This is a genomic window from Pseudorhodoferax soli (assembly GCF_003337555.1).
GTDB lineage: Bacteria > Pseudomonadota > Gammaproteobacteria > Burkholderiales > Burkholderiaceae_C > Pseudorhodoferax > Pseudorhodoferax soli.
The window spans coordinates 38,028-60,577 of sequence record NZ_QPJK01000019.1 but is presented as its reverse complement, the minus strand read 5'-3'; the positions used below and the strand labels follow the sequence as shown (position 1 = coordinate 60,577).

Sequence of the window (22,550 nt, the reverse complement as noted above, 5' to 3'; positions counted from 1 at the left end):
AGGAGGCGGGGATTTCGCCCCCGCACGACGACTCACTTTTCTTGCTTCGCCAAGAAAAGTAAGCAAAAGAAGGCGACCCCGGTGCCCCTGTCCCTCCGCTAACGCTCCGGGCAACCTGCGGTGCTCGCGCCATGGGCTGCATTGCGCAACTCGCACCGTTCACTGCGTTCACTACGCTCGGACAAGCGCAATGAGTCAGATGTTGAAGCGCGAGGTTCCCCGCGCAGCCCATGGCACTGCGCTCCTCTGCAGGGGCACAGGGGGAAGTCCCACACGGGCCATCGCTGCGCTCGGCCTGGGGCTCGGGCCATCGCTGCGCTCGGCCCCTGCTGGGCGTCGGGGACTGCGCCATCTCAGAAATCGACGTGCAGGCCGACCAGCAGCTCGCGCCCCGGCATGGAGGTGCCGCAGCCGCCGTTCTGGAAGGCCGCGTTCGCGGTGCAGGGAGAACGGTCCAGCGCGATGAAGATCGGGTGGCGGTTCAGGTCGAACAGGTTGTTCACGCCCGCATAGAGCTTGACGCCCGGCGACACGCGGTAGTCCGCGCGCAGGTTCCAGACCGTGAAGGCGCCCTTGCGGTGGATGAAGGTGCTGCCGGGCTCGCCCTGCGGCACCAGCAGGTTCTCCTCGGTGTCGTACCACATCGGCCCGCGCAGCAACGCCGAAAGCTGCAGCGTCCAGGCGCCCGCATCGCGCGGGCCGCCTTCGCCGTAGCGCACGCCGGCCGAAGCCTCGTAGCGGTACATGCGCTGCACCTTGTCTGTGCTGGCCGTGGCGGCCGCGCCCTTGTCGCGCATGTCGAAGTGGTAGTAGCCGCTGGCGAAGGCGTCGAGCACGCGCCCCGGCAGCTGCAGTGCGTGGGCCAGGTCGAACTTGCCGTTGAACTCGACACCGCGCGCCACGGTGTCGGCCGTGTTGTTGGCATAGTCCGAGGTGTTGGTCGCGGGCCCGCGCGAGACCGTGGTGATGCGGTCGGAGATCGTGTTCTGGAACAGCGCGGTGTCCAGCCGCCAGCCGGGCACCTGCAGCGTGGCGCCTACCTCGATCTGCCGGCTGGTCTCCGGCTCCAGGTCGGCGTTGCCGAAGATGCGGCCGCCGCCCACGGCCGTGAAGTCCGAGGCCAGCTCGGTCGCCGTCGGCGCGCGGAAACCCGTGGAGGCGCCCGCGCGCAGGTGCAGAGCATCGCTGGCCTTCCAGGTCGCGCCCATGGACCAGGTGTGGGTGTCGTAGCTGCGCGTGGTGCTGACGGCCAGCGGCAGGTTGGGGGTGGCGTCGAAGCGCGTCCGGCCCCAGGTCTGGCGCAGGCCGGCGCGCAGCGTGAGCCGGTCGTCCAGCAGGGTCTGTGCATCCTCGAAGTACAGCGCGTGCACCGCTTCGGTCTGGTTGTTGTCGTAGGGGGCGACCTGCCCGCTGGGGCCACCTGGCATCGCCACGCGCTCGCGGACGGAGCGCAGGCGGCTCTTCTCCCAGTCCAGGCCCAGCAGCAGGTCGTTGCCCTGCCCCAGCCTGAAGCGCGGCTGCAGGCGCAGGCCGCTCACGTCCAGCGTGCGCCGGTTGTGGTCGCGCGAAGTGCCGGGCACGGCGGCGGTGCCCGCACGGATGACGGGCGAGGCCCAGTTGAATTCGTCGACATCGCTGAGGTCGTAGACCTGGGCCAGCCAGCTGACGCGGTGGTCGGCCGTGGCGCCCTCGTACGTCAAGTCGAGCGAGCGGTTGTCGCGGTCGTCGCGGCTGTGGATGTTGGCGCCCGATCCGCGGAAGCCCGCGTTGTAGATGCCGTCGGTGCGCAATTGCAGCGCCACGCGGTGGTGCGCGGCCAGCTGCCAGCCCAGCGCAGCGCTCGCGCCGCGGCCCTCCCAGGCGGTGTTGGCCATGGTCGTGCCGCCCTGGCCGGAGTCGTAGTCGCCGCGCTCGCCGCCGCTGAACCCGATGTACCAGTCGAACGTGTCGCTGGCACCCGCCGTCTGCGCATGGGCGCGCCACAGGCCCCAGGAGCCAGCCGTGAGGTCCGCGCTGGAGCCGGGCGTCGTCGCGCCGGTCTTCATGATGATGTTGACCACGCCGCCCATGTTCTGGCTGCCGTAGACCACGGAGCCCGGGCCGCGCACGATCTCGATGCGCTCCACGTCGGACGGACTCAGCTTGGACAGGTTGGCCGTGCCGGCGCGGCGCCCGTTCAGGAGCACCAGCACCTGGCTGCGGAAGTCGCGGCCCTGGCCGTCGGTGGCCGCGCCGCGGATGTTCATCGAGGTCTGCGCGGCGGTCCACTCGCTCAGGAACCCGACCGCGTTCTCGGCCAGCAGGTCGGTGACCGAGCGCGCGCTGGAGCGCTCGATCGTCTCGCGGCCGATGGTCTGCGTGGTGGCTGCGATGCGGCTGCGGTCCTCGGGCCGGGCCGTGGCCGTGACGAAGACCTCTTCCAGGGCGCCCTTGGCAGGTGCCTGGGCCTGGGCCATGCCGCACAGCGCCAGTGCGGTGGCCAGGACGGAGGATGGGGGAAGGAATCCGCGAAGCGCAGCCGCGCGTGGGCGGCCGGATGGCTGGTGGTCGTGCATGTGCCGTTGCATTCAGGCCCCGCTCTCCCGCAGGGCCGATCTCTGGAACACACCGCAGCCGCACAAGGCACGACCCGGGCCGCGCCGCGAGGGCGCGCACCCGCGTCGGACCAGCGCACGCCCGCGGTGTCCGAATCGACTGCAAGGCCGGTATCCGGGCTCGCGGAGCGGTGCCTTCAAGGCACCAGGCCCCTCGCCTTCCCACGCCCGGGGGCGCAGTGGCTGCCGGCGCGAGGCGCCGGCATGAGGGGTCGTGATCCGCTGACCGTTGCGGGGGCAGCGCAGGCATCTCACCTGCTTCCCGTTTGACCTCCGGCCTTGCGGCCGGCGGCACCTTGCAACCGGGGCCCGGCGCCCCTCCGGTGTGGAGGGGCGCCGCGGCCCGCGCGGATTATCGTCCAGCCACACGCACCGCCGTGTCGCCATAACAAGCCTGTTATGCCGGACATGGCCTGGCCGTGGCTGTTGCCATGGCGCACGGGTTCCTAGACTGCGTTCGAAAGCATTCCAGGAGCCCCACCATGCAACGCCGCCGCCTTCTCACCCTGGCCACCGCCGCCGCCCTGCCCGCGTTCAGCTTCGCGCAGGGCGGCAAGCCCCAGCCGCTCAAGTTCACGCTGGACTTCCGCATCTCGGGCCAGGTCGCGCCCTTCTTCGTGGCGCTGGCCAAGGGCTACTACGCGCAGGAGGGCCTGGCGCCCAGCTTCGACGTGGGCAGCGGCTCGGTGGCCGCGATCACGCGCGTGGCCAGCGGCGCCTACGACATGGGCTTCGGCGACCTCAGCGCGCTGATGGAGTTCCAGGCTGCGCAGGGGCCGCTGGTGCAGGCTGTCTACCAGTACTACAACCGCGCCCCCTTCGTGATCATCGCGCGCAAGGACCGCGGCGTGACCGATTTCAAGAGCCTCGCCGGCAAGCGCATCGCCGCGGCGGCCGTGGAGTCCACGCGCCGGGCCTGGCCGATCGCGGCCCGGCATGCGGGCCTGAAGGCCGATGCCTTCGAGTGGGTGACGACCGACTTCTCGCAGCGCGACAACGTGATCGTGCGCGGCGACGTGGACGGCGCGACCTATTTCCACGACTCCGCCCTGTCGCTGTTCCAGCGCGTGGACCCGGCCCAGCTGGCCGTGCTCTCCTATGCCGACATCGGCGCCAGCCTGTATGGCAACGCGATCCTGGCCTCGAGCAAGCTGGTCAGCGAGAAGCCAGAGACCGTGCGCGCCTTCCTGCGCGCCACCAACCGCGGCGTGCAGGATGCGCTGGCCGATCCGGTGGCCGCCATGGCCTTCGTCAAGCAGCGCGAGCCCATGGTCGACGAGAAGCTCGAGGCCCAGCGCTTCGCATTGACGGCCAAGTACATGGTCACGGCCGACACGCGCGCCCATGGCCTGGGCGCCGTGCAGCCGGAACTGCTGGCGCGCCAGATCGAGGAGATCACCCAGACCTTCGGGCTCAAGGCGGCGCCGCCCGCCAGCCAGGTGTTCAACGCCAGCTTCCTGCCTGCGGCCTCCGAACGGGCTGTCAAGGCGTGAGCATGGAAGAACTGAATGCCACGGACGGCCGCTACCTGCGCCAGGCCATCGCACTGTCGGCCCTCGGCAGCGCGCGCGGCAACCGGCCCTTCGGTGCCGTCGTCGTGGGCGCCGATGGCCAGCTGCTGGCCGAGGCCCACAACGACAACGCGGCCACGGGCGACTGCACGGCCCATGCCGAGGTCAATGCCCTGCGCCAGTTGAAGCGCGAAGCCATGGCCGGCGCCACGATGTACGCCTCGGGCGAGCCCTGCGTGATGTGCGCCGGGGCCATCTTCTGGAGCGGCATCCGCCGCGTGGTGTTCGGCATCGACGCGGTGAGCCTGCGGCGCTTTCGCGCCAAGGACGCCACGGCGGCCGACCTGCAGATGTCCTGCCGCGATGTGTTCGCGCACAGCGCGGAACCTTTCACCGTGATCGGCCCTGCGCTTCTCGCCGAAGCCAGCGCGCCCCACCAGGCCTATTGGGGAATGGAATGAGCGCCGCCCGTCCGCCCGAAGGCAATCGCATCGAAGGCCGCGAGGCCGAAGGAACCAACATGAGCTACGCACTGCATGAACTGACCAAGGAATCGCGCATGGGCGCAGTCGGCAGCGAGGCCGCGCGCGAGGTGCGCGTGATCGACCTGTCGGACTTCGAGCGCCGCCATGCCGAGATCGCCGACCAGCTGTGGGACGCCGCGGTCGACGTGGGCTTCTTCCAGCTGTCCAACCACGGCATCGCGCTGGACAAGGTGCGCGGCGCCTTCGCGATGACCGAGCGCTTCTTCGCGCTGCCGGACGCCGTCAAGGCACGCCACCCGCTCAAGAAGGGACTGAACGCAGGGTGGGAGAGCCGCGCCCAGGTGCGCCCCTCCACGGGCACGCCGGACCAGAAGGAGAGCTACCAGATCACGCGCCCGCACATGGAGGGCCTGTGGCCCGGCGAGGAGACCCTGCCCGGCTTCGAGCAGACCATGCTGGCCTTCGAGGCCCAGGCCTGGAGCGTGGCGATGCGCGTGCTGTCGTGCTTCGCCGTGAAGCTGGGTTTTGCGCGCGAGTTCTTCACCGCTGCGCACGACCCGAGCCAGCCGGACTACCAGAGCACGCTGCGCATGCTGCATTACTTTGCCGTGGATCCCGCGCTGCGCGACCAGCTGGGCTTGTGGCGTGCGGGCGCGCACACCGACTTCGACTGTCTCACGCTGCTGTTCCAGCGCAGCGGCCAGGGCGGCCTGCAGCTGCTGCCGGGCAAGGACATGGATTCGCAGGCCTGGACCTCGATCACACCGGCCGACGAACTCATCACCTGCAACATCGGCGACATGCTGATGCGCTGGAGCGACGACCAGCTGCCCAGCAACTTCCACCGCGTGAAGAACCCCGCGGCGCACGAGTACCAGGGCGCGCGCTACAGCCTGGCCTTCTTCGCCCAGGCCAACCGCAGCGTGGTGATCGACAGCCCCTCGGCCAAGTACCCCAGCATCACGGCCGGCGACTTCCTGCAGCAGCGCATCGCGGCCAACTTCAAGAAGTACTGAAGCTCAGCAGAGCCGCCAGACGCCCTCGGCATCGACCTGCACCTGGCCGGCGGCTTGCAGTTCGTCCAGGTGCTGCACGATGGTGCGGGCCTCGGCGGAATCGACCCACCAGCTCTGGTGGCCCGGCGGATACAGCAGCCGGCACGCGACCAGCTGGGCCAGCGTCTTCGGCGACTCGGCCAGCAGCGCGCGCAGCCGCGCGCTGCGTTCGTCGATTTTGGCCGCGAAGGCGGCCAGGTCGCGCAGGAAGCGGTCGCGCTCGGTGTAGACGCCGCGGTGGTGCGAGGTCACCCAGACCTTGGCCGGCAGCTCCGGCAGCCGCTGCAAGGTGGCGCGGAAATCGCGCAGGTTGGAGCCCGCATCGCCGTAGTAGGGGCCGAAGCCGCTCAGGTCGATGTCGCCGATGAAGGCCACGCCTTCGGGCTCGACCAGCAGCACGGTGTGGCCAGCCGTGTGGCCCGGCATGTGGAAGGCGCGGATCCTGCAGCCGCCCAGTTCCCAGCAGGCACCGTCGGCATAGCCCTGGGCATCCGGCCGCGGCCCGTAGAAGAACTCGCGCTGGTAGCGCGCCAGCACCTCCTGGCCGAGCGCCGCGTCGGCCACGCCCATGGCCGCGAGCAGGCCCGGCCAGCTCTGCGCCGCCGGCAGGTCCGCATGGTGCACGTGCACGCTGGCCCGGGGCAGGCGGTGCAGCCCGGCCATGTGGTCCTCGTGCACATGGCCCATGACCACGAGCTCGCTGGCGTCGAAGGCCGCGCCGATGAAGTTGGAGACGATGGGCGTGTCCATGGCGGCGCGCGTGTCCGTGCCGCGCACCAGCACCTGGTTGCCATCGGGGTACTTGCCGTTGCGCTCGCCGAAGAAGACCGAGACGCGGCCGAAGGTGACGTGCTGCACGCCGGCACGTGGCGCAGGGTCGCGGGCAGCGGTCTGGGGGGCGTCCATGGGCTCGGCACCATACCAGAGGGCACCCGCGGTGTGCTGTCGCGCCAGCGCACAATGGCGTCCCATGCAAAGCATCTTCCACCTCGCCTTCAATGTCCGTGACCTGGATGCGGCGCGCCGTTTCTATGGCGGCGTGCTGGGCTGCCGCGAAGGCCGCAGCACCGACACCTGGGTCGACTTCGACTTCTTCGGCCACCAGATCTCGCTGCACCTGGGCGAGCCCTTCGCCACCGCGCGCACCGGCCATGTGGGCGACAAGCTGGTGCCGATGCCGCACTTCGGCCTGATCCTGCAACTGGCCGACTGGCAGGCCATGGCGAAGCGGCTCACCGACGCCGGCACCGAGTTCGTGCTGGAGCCGCAAGGCCGCTTCGAAGGCCAGCCCGGCGAGCAATGGACCATGTTCTTCCTCGACCCGTTCGGCAACCCGATCGAGGTCAAGGGCTTCCGCTCGCTGGCCACGGTGTACGACGCGCAATAGCGCCACTGCACGGGGCTATGATCCCGCGACCCAGAACCAGGAGGAGCGCACCATGGCCTTGATGGACTTCATCCGCAAGCAATTCATCGACGTCATCCAGTGGACGGAGGACGGCGACGGCACGCTGGCGTGGCGCTTTCCCATGCAGGACATGGAGATCCAGTACGGCGCCTCGCTGACCGTGCGCGAGTCGCAGATGGCGGTCTTCGTGAACGAGGGCAAGGTGGCCGATGTGTTCGGCCCGGGCCTGTACAAGCTCACCACGCAGAACATTCCGCTGCTGACCAACCTCAAGAACTGGGACAAGCTGTTCGAGTCGCCGTTCAAGAGCGATGTCTACTTCTTCAGCACGCGCCAGCAGGTCGACCAGAAGTGGGGCACGCCCCAGCCAGTGACGATCCGCGACAAGGACTTCGGCGCGGTGCGGCTGCGCGCCTTCGGCAACTACAGCTTCCGCATCGCCGACCCCAGGCTGTTCCACACCGAGATCTCGGGCACGCGCGCTGCCTACGGCACGGCCGACCTCGATGGCCAGCTGCGCGGGCTGGTGCTGCAGCACCTGTCGGACGGCATCGCGCAGAGCGGCATCCCGTTTCTCGACCTGGCGGCCAACCAGATCGAATTCGCCAAGGCCCTGGCGGCCGAGCTGGGGCCGGCCTTCGCGGCCATCGGCCTGCAGCTCGACGGCATGACGGTGCAAAGCATCTCGCTGCCCGAGGAGCTGCAGAAGATCCTGGACCAGAAGATCGGCATGGGCATGGTGGGCAACGACATGGGCAAGTTCATGCAGTACCAGACCGCCCAGGCGATCCCGAAGTTCGCCGAGGGCGCGGGTGGCGGCAGCGGCGTGGCCGGCGACGCCATGGGCCTGGGCGCCGGCGTGGCGCTGGGCCAGGTGCTGGCGCAGAACCTGCAGCAGGGCTTGCAGCAGCCGGCCCCGGCCGTGCCTGCGGCCGCCGCCGCGGCGCTCAAGCCGGAGGACGTGCTGGCCACGCTGGAGCGGCTGGGCGAACTCAAGGCCAAGGGCATCCTGACGGACGAAGAGTTCGCCAGCAAGAAGGCCGAGTTGCTCAAGAAGCTGGTCTGATCCCGACGGCGCGGCAGCGGCCCGGCCCCACGGGCCCGGCCCGCCGCGCGCCCGACGCACGCCTGCAATGGCCAACGACACCCCTTTGCGCAGCTACACCGCGCCCTGCCCCGGCTGCGGCGCGCCGGTCACCTTCCTGCACGCGCAGTCCACGCACGCCATCTGCGCCTACTGCCAGAGCACCGTGGTGCGCGATGGCGAGGTGCTGCGCCGCCTGGGCAAGATGGCCGAGCTGTTCGACGACCACAGCCCGCTGCAGCTGCAGGCGAGCGGCCAGTGGGTGGACAAAGGACAGGCGCAGGCCTTCACGCTGATCGGCCGGCTGCAGTACCGCGGCAGCAACGGCACCTGGACCGAATGGGAGGCCATGCTCGCCGACGGCAGCCTGGCCACCTTGGGCGAGGACAACGGCAGCTATGTGTTCAGCCGGCCCGGCGTGCTGCAGCAGGCCTTGCCCGCGGCCGGCACGCTGCGCTTGGGCCAGCGCGTCGAACTGTCGGGCACCGTCTACAGCGTCGCCAGCCGTGACCAGACCGCGCTGATCGCTGCCGCAGGCGAACTGCCGCACCTGCCGCCGCTGGGCCAGGCCTTCGAGATGGTGGAGCTGCGCAGCGCCGAGGGCGAGGTGCTCAGCATCGACTACGGCCGCCAGCCGCCGCTGGTGGCGCGCGGCCGGGCGGTGCTGCTCGAGGACTTGCAACTGCGCGGCCTGCGCGATGCCATCGCGAAGGAAGAGCGCGCGCGCCAGTTCGCCTGCCCGCAGTGCGGCGCGCCCGTGCAGGTGACGCTGGCCAGCAGCAAGACCATCACCTGCGCGCAGTGCCACGCCGTGATCGACCTGACCGCCGGCATCGGTCGCGAACTGCGCCACGTGCTGCAGGACGAGCCGCTGCGCCCGCTCATCGCGCTGGGCAGCATCGGCCGGCTGCAGGGCGTGGACTGGCAGGTGGTGGGCTTCCAGCACCGGCTGGGGCGCGACCCGGAAGACCCGGACGAGACCTTCGGCTGGAGCGAGTACCTGCTCTACCACGCCAAGCGTGGCTTCTCCTTCCTCGTCGATGCGCAGGACGGCTGGAGCATGGTCGCACCCACCACGGGCGCGCCCCAGCTGTCGGGCGACGGGCGCACCGCGAGCTACCTGGGCAGCCGCTACGAACTGCGCGAGCGCTACGCGGCCGAGACCGACTACGTGGCCGGCGAGTTCTACTGGCCCGTGCAGCGCGGCCAGAAGACCCAGAACCGCGACTTCGCCAAGGGACGCACGCTGCTGTCCATGGAGCAGACGGCGGGCGAGATCACCTGGTCCACCGGCGGGCAGCTGGACAGCGCCACGGTGGCCCAGGCGTTCAAGCTGGACAGCCGCAAGGACCTGTTCAAGCGCAGCGATGCAGCGCCGCTCAGCGTGGCGTCCGGCATGAGCCGCACGACCATCGTGCTGGTCGTGCTGCTGGTGCTGGTCGTCCTGCTCGTGGCGCGCTGCGACGACTGCGATCCCCGTCGCGAGAACTGCAGCCAGAACAGCAGCCGCTCGAGCGGCGCTTCGTACGGCGGCTTCAGCACCGGCGGCGGCCACAAATGAAGACTCTTTCTGACGGAGGTTCCCCATGGGACTGGAATGGTTGAAACCCGGCGCCTTCTTCGGCTCCATCCTGTACGCGCTGATCGGCGTGGTGGTGTTCTGGCTGGCCTTCGTCGTGATCGACAAGATCACGCCGTACGACCTGTGGCAGGAACTGGTCGAGAAGCAGAACGTGGCGCTGGGCATCGTGGTCGGCGCGATGTGCCTGGGCATCTCCATCATCGTGGCTGCCGCGGTGCACGGCTGAGCGCGTGACGACCGCCGCTTCGCGGCCGGTGGCGGTCGCGCTGCTGGCCAGCGTCTTCGTCGTGGCCGCCTGCGGGCTGGTCTACGAGCTGGCCGCGGGCGCCCTGGCCTCCTATGTGCTGGGCGACTCCATCCTGCAGTTCTCCACCATCATCGGCAGCTACCTGTTCGCGATGGGCGTGGGCTCCTGGCTGTCGCGCTACTTCGAGCGCCAGCTGCCCGCGCACTTCCTGCGCATCGAGCTGCTGGTGGCACTGGTGGGCGGCGCGCTGCCGGCGATCCTGTTCATCGCCAACGCCTGGACGCCCGACGCGTTCCGCCTGCTGCTGTACGGGCTGGTGTTCCTGGTCGGCACGCTCGTGGGGCTGGAGATCCCGCTGGTGATGCGCATCCTGAAGCGCGACGTGGCGCTCAAAGACCTGGTCTCGCAGGTGCTGACCTTCGACTACCTGGGCGCGCTGGCGGTGTCCGTCGCCTTCCCGCTGCTGCTGGTGCCGCACCTGGGGCTCGTGCGCACGGGGCTGCTGTTCGGCTTCATGAACGCGGCGGTGGCGCTGTGGGCGCTGTGGCTGTTCCGCCATGAGCTGCGCCGCCTCAAGGCCCACGCACTGGCCTGCGGGCTCACGCTGGCCGTGCTGGCCACGGGCTTCGTCGGCGCCGACCACATCACCACGCTGGCCGAGGACCGCTTCTACCAGGACCGCGCCGTGTTCAGCGCGCAGACGCCCTACCAGCGCATCGTCGTCACGCACGGGCGCAGCGGCCACCGCCTGTACCTGAACGGCAATCTGCAGTTCGCCGAGCACGACGAATACCGCTACCACGAGGCGCTGGTGCACCCGGCCATGGCCGCCCACGGCTCGCCGCGCAAGGTGGCGGTGCTGGGTGGCGGCGACGGCATGGCCGTGCGCGAGATCCTGAAGTACCCCACGGTGGAGCGGGTCACGCTGGTCGAGCTGGACCCGGCGATGACGCGCCTCTTCCGCGACCACGAACCGCTGGCAGCGCTGAACGGCCACGCGCTGCGCTCGCCCAAGGTGACCGTGGTCAACACCGACGCCTTCCGCTGGCTCGAGGAGGCGCGCGAGATCTACGACGTGATCGTGGTGGACTTTCCCGACCCGACCAATTTCTCCATCGGCAAGCTCTACACGAATTCGTTCTACGCGCTGCTGGACCGGCACCTGGCGGCCAGCGGCTACGCCGTGGTGCAGTCGACCTCACCGCTGCTGGCGCGCCAGAGCTTCTGGACAGTGGTGCAGACCATCGAGTCCGTCGGCCTCAAGACCGCGCCCTACCACGCCCATGTGCCGAGCTTCGGCGAATGGGGCTTCGTGCTGGCCGGGCGCCGGCCCTGGCGCACGCCGCCGCAGCTGCCGGAGGGGCTGCGCTTTCTCGACCTGGCCGGCGTGCCGGCGCTGTTCGACTTTCCGCGCGACATGGCGCGCGTGCCGGCCGAGGTGAACCGGCTCTCCAACCAGGTGCTCGTGAACCTCTACGAGGACGAATGGGGCAAGGCCAAGCCATGATCTCGCGGCGCGCCTGGCTGGCCGGCGCCGCGCTGCCCCTGCTGGCAACCCAGGGCTGCGACGCGCCGGACACGCCACTGGCCGGCGGTTTCGTGGGCACCAGCCCCGAGCGTGGCCACCTGCTGCGGTCGGCCATGGCGCAGAGGCCGGCCCGCACGCAGCGCACGCGCGTGGTCATCGCCGGCGGTGGCGTGGCCGGCCTGGCCGCGGCACGCGCACTGCGCCAGCGCGGCATCGAGGACTTCGTGCTGCTGGAGCTGGAAGACCAGGCCGGCGGCAACAGCCGCGCCACGCAGCTGGGTGGCCTGCCCTGCCCGCTCGGCGCGCACTACCTGCCCTTGCCCATGGACGCCGCGCACGAGGTGCAGGGCCTGCTCGAAGAGTTCGGCCTGCGCCAGCGCGTGGCTGGCCGCTGGGAGTATGACGAACGCCACCTGTGCCACAGCCCGCAGGAGCGGCTCTACCGCAACGGCCACTGGCAGGACGGCCTGCTGCCCCTGCAGGACATCGGCGCCGGTACGCTGGCGCAGTACCGGCGCTTCGCCGCGCGCGTGGCCGCGCTGATGCGCAGCGCCCCGTTCGCCCTGCCGGCGCAGCGCGCGGCCTTCGCCCCCGAGCACGCGGCGCTGGACGCCCAGACCATGGCCCAGTGGCTGGGCCGCGAGGGCCTGGACGACGCGCAACTGCACTGGTATCTGGACTACTGCTGCCGCGACGACTTCGGCGCCGGCCTGGCGGGCGTGTCGGCCTGGGCCGGCATCCACTACTTCGCCAGCCGGCACGGCTTCCATGCGCCTGGCGACGCCGAAGCCGAGCGTGAGGCGGTGCTGACCTGGCCCGAGGGCAATGCCTGGCTAACGCAGCGCCTGGCGCAGCCGCTGGGCGAACGGCTGCGCTGCGCGCGCGTGGTCAGCCGCATCGCCACGCACCGCCAGGGCGTGACGGTGCAGGCGCTGGACACGGCCAGCGGCCAGCTCGAACAGTGGGACGCCACGCACTGCATCGTCGCGCTGCCGGTGTTCGTGGCGGCGCGGGTGCTGGCCGAGCCGCCGGCCTGCGTGCGCGAGGCGGCCGCGGCGCTGCGCTACAGCCCCTGGCTGGTGGCCAACGTGCACCTGCGCGCCGCGCTGGCCGACCAGGGCGGCGCTGCGCCGAGCTGGGACAACGTGGTCTACGGCAGCAATGCGCTGGGCTATGTCGATGCGGGCCACCAGGGCCTGGAACAGCGCCGCCCGGACAGCCCGCGGGTGCTCAGCTGGTACCACGCGCTGGGCCTGGCGCCGGATGCGCGCAACGCGCTGCTGCAACAGCCCTGGCAGCACTGGGCCGAGCAGATGTTCGCCGAACTCCGCGAGGCCCATCCGGACCTGCGCGCCAAGGCCACGCACATCGCGATCACGCGCTATGGCCACGCCATGGCGACGCCGGTGCCGGGGCTGGTGCAGCGCCTGCGCGCCAACCCGGCGACGCCGCGGTCCGGGCCGCTGCTGTTCGCGCACGCGGACTGGTCGGGTTACTCGGTGTTCGAGGAGGCCTTCACCCGCGGCCACCTGGCGGGCCTGGCGGCGGGCTGAGGCCGCGTTCCAGCGCCTGGCGCAGCACCTGTTCGGGCGCGAAACGCGCCACCAGTGCGTCGAGCAAGGCCTGGGCCTGGCCACGGTGGTCGGCGCCGAAGTTGCAGACGTAGACATCCAGCGTCACGGCCGCCTGCTCGGGCCAGGTGTGCACGCACAGGTGCGATTCGGCCAGCAGCACCGTCGCCGTCACGCCGCCCGGGCCCTGGTCTGTGGCGGGAAAGCGGTGGAAGAGTTGGCCCACGGGCTGCAGACCGGCATCGCGCACGGCCTGCACGCACCAGGCGCCGAGCAGCGGTGCGTCGACCAGCCACTGCGGTGCGCAGCGGCAGCCGTGCAGGTCGGCGGTCAGGTGCAGGCCGCGCATGGCGCCGGTCTCCGTGGTCAGCGGCCGTTGATGCCCAGGAGCTCCACTTCGAACTGCAGCGTGGCGTTCGGCGGGATGACACCGCCTGCGCCGCGGCTGCCGTAGGCGATTGCGGCCGGGCAGGTCAGCTTGGCCTTGCCGCCCACCTTCATCTTCTGCACGCCCTCGGTCCAGCAGGGGATCACGCCATTCAGCGGGAATTCGATCGGCGCGTTGCGCTTGTAGGAGCTGTCGAACTCCTTGCCGTCCAGGAAGGTGCCGCGGTAGTGCACCTTGACCTTGTCGCTGGCACCAGGGCTGGCGCCGCTGCCGTCTTGCAGCGAGCGGTAGACGAGGCCGGACGCCGTGGTCTGCGCGCCAGGTTCTTTGGCGGCGGCATCGAGGGTGGTGACGGTCTGGCCCCAGGCCGTGCTGGCGAGCAGTGCGGCGAGCACGATGGCGGGGGTACGGATGGGCATGCGGTCTCCTTCGAAAGCCATGGGACAAAGCCGGCCATTATGGCCAGCCGGCGCTGCATCCCATGCACCGCGGCAGGTGCTGTGAGCGCCCTATACTGCATCGCAGCAATCGGACCCCAGTTCCGCCATCCCAGAAGGCTTCCCCGTGGCTACATCTCCTTCCCTCGCGCGCAGCGTCGCCGCGCCCGCGGAACAGTGCGTGCTCGTACTGCAGGGCGGCGGCGCCCTCGGCGCCTACCAGGCCGGCGTGTACGAGGCCCTCGCCGAACGCAGCGTGGCGCCCGACTGGGTGGCCGGGGTCTCCATCGGCGCGATCAACGCCGCGCTGATCGCCGGGAACCCTCCGGAGCGTCGCGTCGACCAGCTGCGTGCGTTCTGGGCCCAGGTCTCGTCCGGCCTGCCCATGCCGGCTTTGCCTGCCAGCTACGGCGACGAGGCGCGCAGCCTGTTCAATGCCTCGAGCGCTGCGCTCACGGCCAGCTTCGGCGTGCCGGGCTTCTTCATGCCGCGCATCCCGCCGGCGCCGTTGCAGCCAGCCGGCACCGCCGCCGCGCTGAGCTGGTACGACACCTCGCCGCTCCGAAGCACGCTGGAACGCCTGGTCGACTTCGACCGCATCAACGACGCGCATTGCCGTGGCAAGGTGCGGCTGTCGGTCGGCGCGGTGGAGCTGGAGACCGGCAACTCGGTCTACTTCGACTCGGCCGACCCGACTTGCACCCACCCCATCGGGCCCCAGCACGTGATGGCCAGCGGCGCGCTGCCGCCGGGCTTCGCGCCGGTGCCCGTGGACGGCAAGTGGTACTGGGACGGCGGTGTGGTCTCCAACACGCCGTTGCAGTACGTGATCGACCAGCCGACGGTGCTGGACATGCTGGTGTTCCAGGTCGATTTGTTCAGCGCGCGCGGCGCGCTGCCGCGCAACCTGGACGAGGTGGCCGAGCGCGCCAAGGACATCCAGTACGCCAGCCGCACGCGCATGAACACCGATCTCGTGGCCGCGCAGCAGCGCCTGGCCGAGGCCGCCCAGCGCCTGGCCGACAAGCTGCCTGCGGCGCTGCAGGACGACCCGGACCTCCAGGCCCTGCTCAATGCCGGGAACTGCAACGCGGTCACCGTCATGCACCTGATCCACCGCAGCAAGAGCCACGCCGGCCAGTCCAAGGACTACGAGTTCTCCCGCCAGACCGTGGCCGACCACTGGGCCGCAGGCCGCGCTGACGTGGAGGCCAGCTTCGCCAACCCGCGCTGGCGCGACCGCCCACGCAAGAAGGCCGGCATGACGGTGCTCGATCTCGCCCCGCGGCCCTCGGGCCGTTGAACCGCTCCACACCCCGCTCCCCGAAAGGACCCGCCATGAAACTCAAGGACAAAGTCACGCTCGTCACCGGCGCCGCCAGCGGCATCGGCAAGGAGATCGCCTGCACCTATGCGCGCGAAGGCGCACGCGTGGCCATCGCCGACATGAACAAGGCCGCGGCCGATGCCACGGCCGCCGAACTGCGTGCCGCCGGCCACGAGGCCATGGGCGTGGCCATGGACGTGACCAGCGAGGAGCAGGTCAACGCCGGCGTGGCCGAGGTGGTGGCGGCCTGGGGCACGGTGGACGTGCTGGTCAGCAACGCCGGCATCCAGATCGTGCACCCCATCGAGGACTTCCCTTTCGCCGAGTGGAAGAAGATGCTGGCGATCCACCTGGACGGCGCCTTCCTGACCACCAAGGCCGTGCTGCCGCACATGTACAAGCAGAACAGCGGCTCCATCATCCTGATGGGCTCGGTGCACTCCAAGCTGGCCTCGGTGCTGAAGGCGCCCTATGTGACGGCCAAGCACGGCCTCTTGGGCCTGGCCCGCGTGCTGGCCAAGGAAGGCGGCCCGCACAACGTGCGCGCCAACGTGATCTGCCCGGGTTTCGTGCGCACGCCGCTGGTGGACAAGCAGATCCCCGAGCAGGCCGCCACGCTGAAGATCAGCGAAGAGGACGTGATCAAGAAGGTCATGCTCAAGGACACGGTGGACGGCGAGTTCACCACCGTGGCCGATGTGGCCGAGGTGGCGCTGCTGTTCGCGGCCTTCCCGAGCAACGCGCTGACGGGGCAGTCGCTGATCGTGAGCCACGGCTGGGCCATGGAGTGACTCCCCGGCAGGGACGCCATCCCTGCCGCTGGTCTGGCGCATGGAGGGCGCCAGAACGGCGCATTGGCTGACCGCCGCCGCTCGCCGCAGCTTGCAGCCGCCGCAAGCCATGTCCGCAACACTGCGGCCATGCACCACAAGAACCACCCCACGCTGACCGGCCGTTCCAGCGCCAGCCGTTTCAGCCGCACGTCCGCCATCGCCGTCCTGGCCGCCTCGGCGCTTTTCCTGGGCGCCTGCGCCAGCAAGGGCCCGCCGCCGCTCGAAGCCATGACGGCCGCCCGCGCCGCCCTGGCACAGGCCGAGGCCGCCGGCGCCGGGCAGTTGGCGCCGGTGGAGTTGCTGTCCACCCGTGACAAGCTGGCCAAGGCCGATGCTGCCCTCGCCGCCGAGGAGTTCGACCAGGCGCGCCGCCTGGCCGACCAGGCCACCGCCGATGGCGCGTTGGCCGAGCGCAAGTCGCGCGCAGAACGCGCCCGGCTGGCCGCTGCGGAGCTGCAGCGCTCCAACACCACGCTGCAGCAGGAACTGGGCTCGCGCACCACGCGCCAGTGACCCCGTCCGCCAGCCATTTCCACCGCGATGGGCTGCGCGCCATGCGCCGCCCTTGCCGAACCACTTTTCCGAGATTCGCGCCATGAAGACCTTCCACCAGACCACCCAGGATGTTCGCCGCGGCCTTGCGCTGCTGGTCCCGGCCAGCGCCTTGCTGCTGGCCGCCTGTGCCTCCACGCCCGCCAACAACCCGGCATTGGACGAAGCACGCGCCATCTACAGCCGCGCTGCCAGCGACGCCGACACGGTGCGCAGCGCGCCTGTGGATCTGCGCCAGGCCGAGCAGGCGCTGCAACAGGCCGAAGCCGCGTTCAAGGACGGAAAGGACCCCCAGGATGTGGCGCACTACGCCCAACTGGCCCGCCAGCGCGCAGCCACCGCACTGCAGTCGGGTGACATCGCCCGCGCCGAGCAATCGGTGGCGGTGGCAGGCGCCGAGCGCAACCGCATCCTGATGGCCGCGCGTTCGCAGGAGGCCGAGCAGGCCCGCACGCAGGCCCAGAGCGCACGCACGCAGGCCGAATTGGCCCGCGAGCAGGCCGCCAGGCAAGGCGCGTCCGCACAGGCAGCCCAGGACCGGGTGGCCAAGCTGCAACAGGAAATGGCCGCACTGCAGGCCCAGCAGACCGACCGTGGCATGGTGCTGACGCTCGGTGATGTGCTGTTCGATACCGGCCGCGCCGAACTCAAGCCCGGCGCCTTCGCCACGCTGGACCGGCTGGCTGCATTCATGCGCGACAACCCCGAACGCCGACTCGAAGTCGAAGGCCACACCGACTCGGTGGGCTCGGACGTGTTGAATGTGGCGCTGTCGCAGCAGCGCGCGGAATCGGTCCGCGCGGCGCTGGTGCAGCGTGGCGTGGATGGCGCGCGCATCCAGACCAAGGGCCTGGGCAAGGCCGTGCCGGTGGCCAGCAACAGCTCGGCCGAAGGCCGCCAGCGCAACCGCCGGGTCGAGATCGTGATCGGCGGCGCGGGCTGATCAGCCGGCCACGGGCTCCAGCACGTGAATGGCGCGCGTGGCCACCATCTCCTTGGTCTTGGCCGCATAGGCCGCCATGTGCGGGGCCTTGGCATGGGCCTTCAACGCGTCGAAGCTTTCCCACTTCTCGACCACGATGAAGGTGTCGGCGCCGAAGGTGGCCCAGCCAGCCGGCAGGTTCGCAGCATCGACGACCGCGCCGTACTCGATGCAACCGGTCTCGGCCAGCACGGCAGCGCGGTTCTCGTTGAAGGCTGCCAACACGTCGGCGCGCTTGCCCGGATGGGTGGTGATGATGGCCAGAACCTGGATCATGAATCGGTCTCCTTGAGCTTGAGGATCGGCGGTCACCTGACCGCCGGCGGCGCCGATTCTGCCCGCGATGCCCTTCAGCCCGCTGTCGCGGACGGCGCAGCCGCCTGGCCCTGCCAGCCGCCGCCCAGGACCTTGTAGAGCTGGACGCGGTTGGCCTGGTCGGTCAGCTGCAGTCCGATCAGCGTCTGCTGGGCCGTGTACAGCGTGCGCTGCGCATCCAGAACCTCCAGGTAGCTGCCGCCGCCGCCCTTGAACAAGGCCTGGGCCAGGTCGAAGCTGCGTGTCGTGGCCGCGACCAGTGCGCGCTGTGCGTCCAGGCGTTCTGCCAGCGTGCGGCGCTCGGCCAACGCGTCGGCAACCTCGCGGAAGGCCGTCTGCAACGTCTTCTCGTAGCTGGACAACACGATGTCGCGCTGCACCTCGGTCGCGCGCAGCTGGTTGCGGCGCGCACCGTTGTCGAACAGCGGCAGGTTGATCGAAGGGCCGAAGCTCCAGGCCCGGCTGCCGCCCTCGAACAGGTTGGACAGGCTGGGGCTGGCCACGCCGGCCGAGCCCGTCAGCGTGATGCGCGGGTACAGGGCAGCGCGTGCGACGCCGATGTCGTGGTGCGCGGCGCGCAGCGCGTGCTCGGCCGCCAACACGTCGGGACGCTGCTGCAGCACGCTGGACGGCAGGTCGGCCGGCGGCGTCGGCAGCGACGCGACCATGACCGACTGGTCGCCCGGCAGCAGGTCCGCCGGCAGCTGCGTGCCGGCCAGCAGCGCTAGCGCGTTGCGGCCCTGCTCGACCAGGCTATCGAAGCTTGCCACCTGGCCGCGCGCCGATTCCACCGTGGTCTGGGCCTGGGCCAGCGCCACGCCGGACTGCGCCCCCAGCGCATGCGCCTGGCGGATCAGGTCGTACGAGCGCTGCTGGCTCTGCAGGGTCTCGCGCGCCAGGCGCAGGCGCTGCTGGTCGGTCGCCAGCTGCAGCCAGGCCTGCGCGACGGAAGCCACCAGGCTGATCTGTACGCTGCGGCGCGCGTCTTCGGTGCGGAAGAATTCCTCCAGCGCCGAATCGGACAGGTTGCGCACGCGGCCGAAGAAGTCGAGCTCGTACGCCGTCAAGCCGAAGTTGGTGCTGAAGCGGTCGGCGATGCTGGCGTTGCCGTTCGTGGTCAGGGCGGCAGGCGTGCGCGCGCGGCTGGCAGCGGCGCCGACATCCACCGACGGCAGCGTGGCCGCGCTGGTCACGCCGTACAGCGCACGCGCCCGTTCGATGCTGAGCGCGGCCGATCGCAGGTCGCGGTTGTTGTCGAGCGCGAGCGCCAGCGCGCCGCGCAGGCGCTCGTCGACGAAGAACTCCTGCCACCCGGCCAGCGGCTGGGCCGGCATGGCGGCGGGCGCGCCGGGCCAGGTCTGGGGAATGGGCGCGGCGGGTTGCTGGTAGCCCGGGGCCAGGTTGGCACAGCCGGACAACAGGGCCAATGCGACCAGGGGAATCAGGGCGCGGCGCATCTCAGTGGCCTCCCTGCTCGACCAAGGATGTCGGCGCCGCTGCTTCCCGGCGCTTGCCGCGCCGCTCGAGCCAGCCGCGGATCAGCACGAAGAACAGCGGCACGAAGAAGATGCCCAGTGCCGTGCCGATGGCCATGCCGCCCAGCACCGAGGTGCCGATGGCCACCCGGCCGCCGGCCCCGGCACCGGTGCCGATGGCCAGCGGCAGCACGCCGAAGCCGAAGGCCAGTGACGTCATCAGGATCGGGCGCAGTCGCAGGCGCACAGCCGCCATCGTGGCGTCGAACACGCTCCTGCCCTGCTCCTGCAGCTGCTTGGCGAACTCCACGATCAGGATCGCGTTCTTGGACGACAGGCCCACCGTGGTGAGCAGCCCGACCTGGAAGTACACGTCATTGGTCAGTCCGCGCGTGCTGGTGAACAGCAGCGCGCCGATGATCCCCAGGGGCACCACCAGGATCACCGAGAACGGCACGGACCAGCTTTCGTACAGCGCCGCCAGGCACAGGAACACGAACAGGATGGAAATGGCATAGAGCACCGGCGCCTGCGCGCCCGAGAGCCGCTCCTGGTAGGAGGCGCCGGTCCATTCGTAGTCGATGCCGACCGGCATCTCCTTCATGACCTGCTCGACCCCGGCCATGGCCGCACCCGAACTCACGCCCGGCGCGGCATCGCCCGTGAACTCGTAGGCCGGCGCGCCGTTGTAGCGCGCCAGCTGCGGCGAGCCGTAGCTCCAGCGCGAACTGGAGAACGCATGGAAGGGCACCATCTGCCCCAACGAATTGCGCACGCTCCAGCGCTCGATGTCGGCCGGCAGCATGCGGAAGGCCGCATCGCCCTGCATGTAGACGCGCTTGACGCGGCCATTGTTCAGGAAGTCGTTGACGTAGGTGCCGCCCATGGCGGTGGACAGCGTGCTGTCGATGGCGCTCGTGGTCAGGCTCAGCGCGCCGGCCCGCGCATCGTCGATGTCGATGCGGAATTCGGGCGTGTCGTCCAGGCCGTTCATGCGCACGTTGCGCAGCTCGGCCCGGGCCTGCAGCATCTCCAGCGTCTTGCGTTGCGCGGCGACCAGCGCCTCGTGGCCCAGGCCGTTGATGTCCTTGAGGAAGAAGTTGAAGCCCGAGGCCGCGCCCAGGCCGCGCACCGCCGGCGGCAGCTGCACGATGATGCGCGCGTCGCGGATCTTCGCCAGGTCGCGGCTGGCGCGCGCGGCGATGGCAGCGGCCGAACTCGACGCCTCGGTGCGCTCGTCCCAGTCCTTGAGCTTGACGAAGGCGCGCGCCGAACTCTGGTCGCCGTTCTGGCCGGTCAGCACGTTGATGCTGACCACTTCGGGAAACTTGCCGAAGTACTCCTGCACCTCGGCCACCACCGGCTGCAACCGCGCGTTGGAGGCGCCCGGCGGCAGGTTCATCTGCACCGTGACGAAGCCCTGGTCCTCGTCGGGCAGGAAGGCCGTGGGCAGGCGCGAGAACAGCACGACCACGCCCGCGATGATGAGCGCGTAGACGATCAACGTGCGCTTGCCGCGCTTGAGGATGCCGCCCACCGTCCCCTGGTAGGCATTGGCGCCGCGGTCGAAGCCGTGGTTGAACTTGGCGAAGAAGCGGTCGACCCAGCCCAGCGGCCCGCGGCGCGGTGCCTGGCCATGCGGTCCGTGCGCACCTTTGGGGATGGGCTTGAGCAGCGTGGCGCACAGGGCCGGCGTGAGCGACAGCGCCACCAGCACCGACAGCACCATGGACGAGACGATGGTGATCGAGAACTGCCGGTAGATCACGCCCGTGGAGCCGCCGAAGAAGGCCATGGGGATGAACACGGCCGAGAGCACCAGCGCGATGCCGATCAGCGCCGGCGTGATCTCGGCCATGGATTTCTTGGTCGCCTCCTTGGGCGGCAGACCCTCCTCGCTCATCACCCGCTCGACGTTCTCGACCACCACGATGGCGTCGTCCACCAGCAGGCCGATGGCCAGCACCATGGCGAACATGGTCAGCGTGTTGATCGAGTAACCGGCGGCCGACAGCACGCCGAACGTGCCGAGCAGCACCACCGGCACCGTGATCGCCGGGATCAGCGTGGCGCGGAAGTTCTGCAGGAACACATACATCACGATCACGACCAGCAACACCGCCTCGAACAAGGCCTTGACCACCTCCTCGATCGACGCGCTCACGAAGGGCGTGGTGTCGTAGGTCACGAAGGTCTGCAGCTGGTTCGGGAAGAAGGGCTGCAGTTCGGCGATCTTGGCGTTGACGGCCTCGGCCACCTTGACCGCGTTGGCACCATCGGACAGCACGATGCCCAGGCCGGCGCCCGGGTTGCCGCGCAGGATGGAACGCACGGTCAGGTTCTCGGCACCGAGTTCGAGACGCGCCACGTCCTTCAGGCGCACCACGGCGCCGTCGGGCGTCACGCGCAGCACCACGTTGCCGAACTGCTCCACGGTCTCGAGCTTGCTGCGCGCGGTGATGGTGGCCGTCAGCTGCTGCTCGGCCACGGCCGGCAGCGCACCCAACTGGCCGGCCGAGACCTGGGCGTTCTGGGCCTGCAACGCGGTGTTGATGTCCGACGGCATCAGTGCGTACTTGCGCAGCTTGTCCGGGTCCAGCCAGATGCGCATGGCGTAGCCGGTGCCCAGCACCTGCACATCGCCCACGCCATCGACGCGGCTGATGACGTCGACGAGGTTGCTGTTGATGTAGTCGCCCACGTCCACCGCCGAGGCGCTGCCGTCACCCGAATAGAAGGCGATGACCATCAGGAAATCGTTGCCGCCCTTGGTCACGAACACGCCGCGGCTCTGCACCTGCTGCGGCAGCCGCGACATGGCGGGCTGCATCTTGTTCTGCACCTGCATCTGGGCGACGTCGATGTCGGTGCCCGGCGCGAAGGTCAGCGTGATGCGCGACTGGCCCGAGGAGTTGCTGGTGCTCTGCATGTACAGCAGGTTGTCCAGCCCCTTCATCTGCTGCTCGATGATCTGGGTCACCGAGTCCTCGACCGTCTTGGCCGAGGCGCCGGTGTAGGTGGAGCCCACCGACACGCGCGGCGGCGCGATGTCGGGGTATTGCTCCAGCGGCAGCGTGCGGATCGACATGACCCCCGCCAGCATGACGATGATGGACAGCACCCACGCAAAGATGGGGCGCTCGATGAAAAAGTGCGCCATGGAACGGTCTCCCGGC

General features: G+C 70.1%; 20 protein-coding genes and 1 riboswitch. Of the genes, 13 read left to right on the top strand and 7 right to left on the bottom strand.

Going from position 1 to position 22,550, the window contains the following annotated elements:
- Positions 1 to 353: 353 nt before the first annotated feature.
- Positions 354 to 2,555 (bottom strand): TonB-dependent receptor, encoded by a 2,202-nt coding sequence (locus DES41_RS37015; RefSeq protein WP_245966057.1) that lies wholly within the window; start codon positions 2,553 to 2,555, stop codon positions 354 to 356.
- A gap of 128 nt (positions 2,556 to 2,683) precedes the next feature.
- A riboswitch (cobalamin riboswitch) is annotated at positions 2,684 to 2,908 on the bottom strand.
- Between the two features lie 168 nt (positions 2,909 to 3,076).
- On the opposite strand from DES41_RS37015, the gene DES41_RS37010 reads away from it, so the two are divergent.
- From DES41_RS37010 to DES41_RS37000, 3 genes are read left to right on the top strand one after another with little or no spacing between them, the layout of a single operon-like run.
- The gene (locus DES41_RS37010; protein WP_114472686.1) at positions 3,077 to 4,087 is read left to right on the top strand and encodes an ABC transporter substrate-binding protein; all 1,011 of its coding nucleotides are present in this window, start codon (positions 3,077 to 3,079) and stop codon (positions 4,085 to 4,087) included.
- Positions 4,088 to 4,089: 2 nt separating this feature from the next.
- Positions 4,090 to 4,566, top strand: a complete 477-nt coding sequence (locus DES41_RS37005; RefSeq protein ID WP_114472685.1) for a nucleoside deaminase — start codon at positions 4,090 to 4,092, stop codon at positions 4,564 to 4,566.
- Positions 4,567 to 4,625: 59 nt separating this feature from the next.
- A complete protein-coding gene (locus DES41_RS37000) occupies positions 4,626 to 5,606 on the top strand; it encodes an isopenicillin N synthase family dioxygenase (protein ID WP_245966060.1) in 981 nt (326 codons plus the stop codon).
- Between the two features lie 3 nt (positions 5,607 to 5,609).
- On the opposite strand, the gene DES41_RS36995 is transcribed toward DES41_RS37000, so the two are convergent.
- On the bottom strand, positions 5,610 to 6,551 hold the full coding sequence (locus DES41_RS36995; RefSeq protein ID WP_245966056.1) for an MBL fold metallo-hydrolase: 942 nt from the start codon (positions 6,549 to 6,551) through the stop codon (positions 5,610 to 5,612).
- Between the two features lie 64 nt (positions 6,552 to 6,615).
- On the opposite strand from DES41_RS36995, the gene DES41_RS36990 reads away from it, so the two are divergent.
- The 6 genes from DES41_RS36990 to DES41_RS36965 all read left to right on the top strand — a co-directional run bounded on the left by DES41_RS36990 (position 6,616) and on the right by DES41_RS36965 (position 13,047).
- Positions 6,616 to 7,032: a VOC family protein gene (locus DES41_RS36990; protein WP_114472683.1), complete on the top strand. Its 417-nt coding sequence runs from the start codon at positions 6,616 to 6,618 to the stop codon at positions 7,030 to 7,032.
- 52 nt (positions 7,033 to 7,084) lie between these two features.
- Positions 7,085 to 8,119, top strand: a complete 1,035-nt coding sequence (locus DES41_RS36985) for an SPFH domain-containing protein (protein WP_114472682.1) — start codon at positions 7,085 to 7,087, stop codon at positions 8,117 to 8,119.
- A gap of 67 nt (positions 8,120 to 8,186) precedes the next feature.
- Positions 8,187 to 9,698, top strand: coding sequence for a DUF4178 domain-containing protein (locus DES41_RS36980; protein ID WP_114472681.1), 1,512 nt, complete (start codon positions 8,187 to 8,189; stop codon positions 9,696 to 9,698).
- 25 nt (positions 9,699 to 9,723) lie between these two features.
- On the top strand, positions 9,724 to 9,945 hold the full coding sequence (locus DES41_RS36975) for a DUF350 domain-containing protein (RefSeq protein ID WP_056673896.1): 222 nt from the start codon (positions 9,724 to 9,726) through the stop codon (positions 9,943 to 9,945).
- Positions 9,946 to 9,949: 4 nt separating this feature from the next.
- Positions 9,950 to 11,473: a polyamine aminopropyltransferase gene (locus DES41_RS36970; protein WP_245966055.1), complete on the top strand. Its 1,524-nt coding sequence runs from the start codon at positions 9,950 to 9,952 to the stop codon at positions 11,471 to 11,473.
- On the top strand, positions 11,470 to 13,047 hold the full coding sequence (locus DES41_RS36965) for an FAD-dependent oxidoreductase (RefSeq protein ID WP_245966054.1): 1,578 nt from the start codon (positions 11,470 to 11,472) through the stop codon (positions 13,045 to 13,047). The genes DES41_RS36970 and DES41_RS36965 overlap by 4 nt, the downstream gene beginning before the upstream one ends.
- On the opposite strand, the gene DES41_RS36960 is transcribed toward DES41_RS36965, so the two are convergent.
- Together DES41_RS36960 and DES41_RS36955 are read right to left on the bottom strand one after the other, a co-directional pair.
- Complete coding sequence (locus DES41_RS36960) at positions 13,010 to 13,414, bottom strand: S-adenosylmethionine decarboxylase family protein (RefSeq protein ID WP_114472678.1); 405 nt, start codon at positions 13,412 to 13,414, stop codon at positions 13,010 to 13,012. The genes DES41_RS36965 and DES41_RS36960 overlap by 38 nt on opposite strands.
- A gap of 17 nt (positions 13,415 to 13,431) precedes the next feature.
- Entirely contained in the window at positions 13,432 to 13,872 is a 441-nt protein-coding gene (locus DES41_RS36955; RefSeq protein ID WP_114472677.1) for an FKBP-type peptidyl-prolyl cis-trans isomerase, read from the bottom strand.
- A 145-nt stretch (positions 13,873 to 14,017) separates the two neighbouring features.
- Here DES41_RS36955 and DES41_RS36950 point away from each other — a divergent pair, with 145 nt between their 5' ends.
- The 4 genes from DES41_RS36950 (at position 14,018) to DES41_RS36935 (ending at position 17,545) form a co-directional block, all read left to right on the top strand.
- Complete coding sequence (locus DES41_RS36950) at positions 14,018 to 15,193, top strand: patatin-like phospholipase family protein (protein ID WP_245966053.1); 1,176 nt, start codon at positions 14,018 to 14,020, stop codon at positions 15,191 to 15,193.
- Between the two features lie 35 nt (positions 15,194 to 15,228).
- On the top strand, positions 15,229 to 16,008 hold the full coding sequence (locus DES41_RS36945; RefSeq protein ID WP_114472675.1) for a 3-hydroxybutyrate dehydrogenase: 780 nt from the start codon (positions 15,229 to 15,231) through the stop codon (positions 16,006 to 16,008).
- Positions 16,009 to 16,137: 129 nt separating this feature from the next.
- Entirely contained in the window at positions 16,138 to 16,563 is a 426-nt protein-coding gene (locus DES41_RS36940) for a DUF4398 domain-containing protein (protein WP_114472674.1), read from the top strand.
- An 82-nt stretch (positions 16,564 to 16,645) separates the two neighbouring features.
- Positions 16,646 to 17,545 carry an OmpA family protein gene (locus tag DES41_RS36935; protein ID WP_114472694.1) on the top strand — a complete coding sequence of 300 codons (900 nt, stop codon included), beginning with the start codon at positions 16,646 to 16,648 and terminating at the stop codon, positions 17,543 to 17,545.
- Here DES41_RS36935 and DES41_RS36930 read toward each other — a convergent pair whose 3' ends face one another.
- The 3 genes from DES41_RS36930 to DES41_RS36920 form a co-directional block, all read right to left on the bottom strand.
- Positions 17,546 to 17,860, bottom strand: coding sequence for a putative quinol monooxygenase (locus DES41_RS36930; protein ID WP_114472673.1), 315 nt, complete (start codon positions 17,858 to 17,860; stop codon positions 17,546 to 17,548). It abuts the gene before it with no gap.
- A gap of 74 nt (positions 17,861 to 17,934) precedes the next feature.
- The gene (locus tag DES41_RS36925; RefSeq protein ID WP_114472672.1) at positions 17,935 to 19,356 is read right to left on the bottom strand and encodes an efflux transporter outer membrane subunit; all 1,422 of its coding nucleotides are present in this window, start codon (positions 19,354 to 19,356) and stop codon (positions 17,935 to 17,937) included.
- Position 19,357: 1 nt separating this feature from the next.
- The gene (locus DES41_RS36920) at positions 19,358 to 22,534 is read right to left on the bottom strand and encodes an efflux RND transporter permease subunit (protein ID WP_114472671.1); all 3,177 of its coding nucleotides are present in this window, start codon (positions 22,532 to 22,534) and stop codon (positions 19,358 to 19,360) included.
- Positions 22,535 to 22,550: the final 16 nt, after the last annotated feature.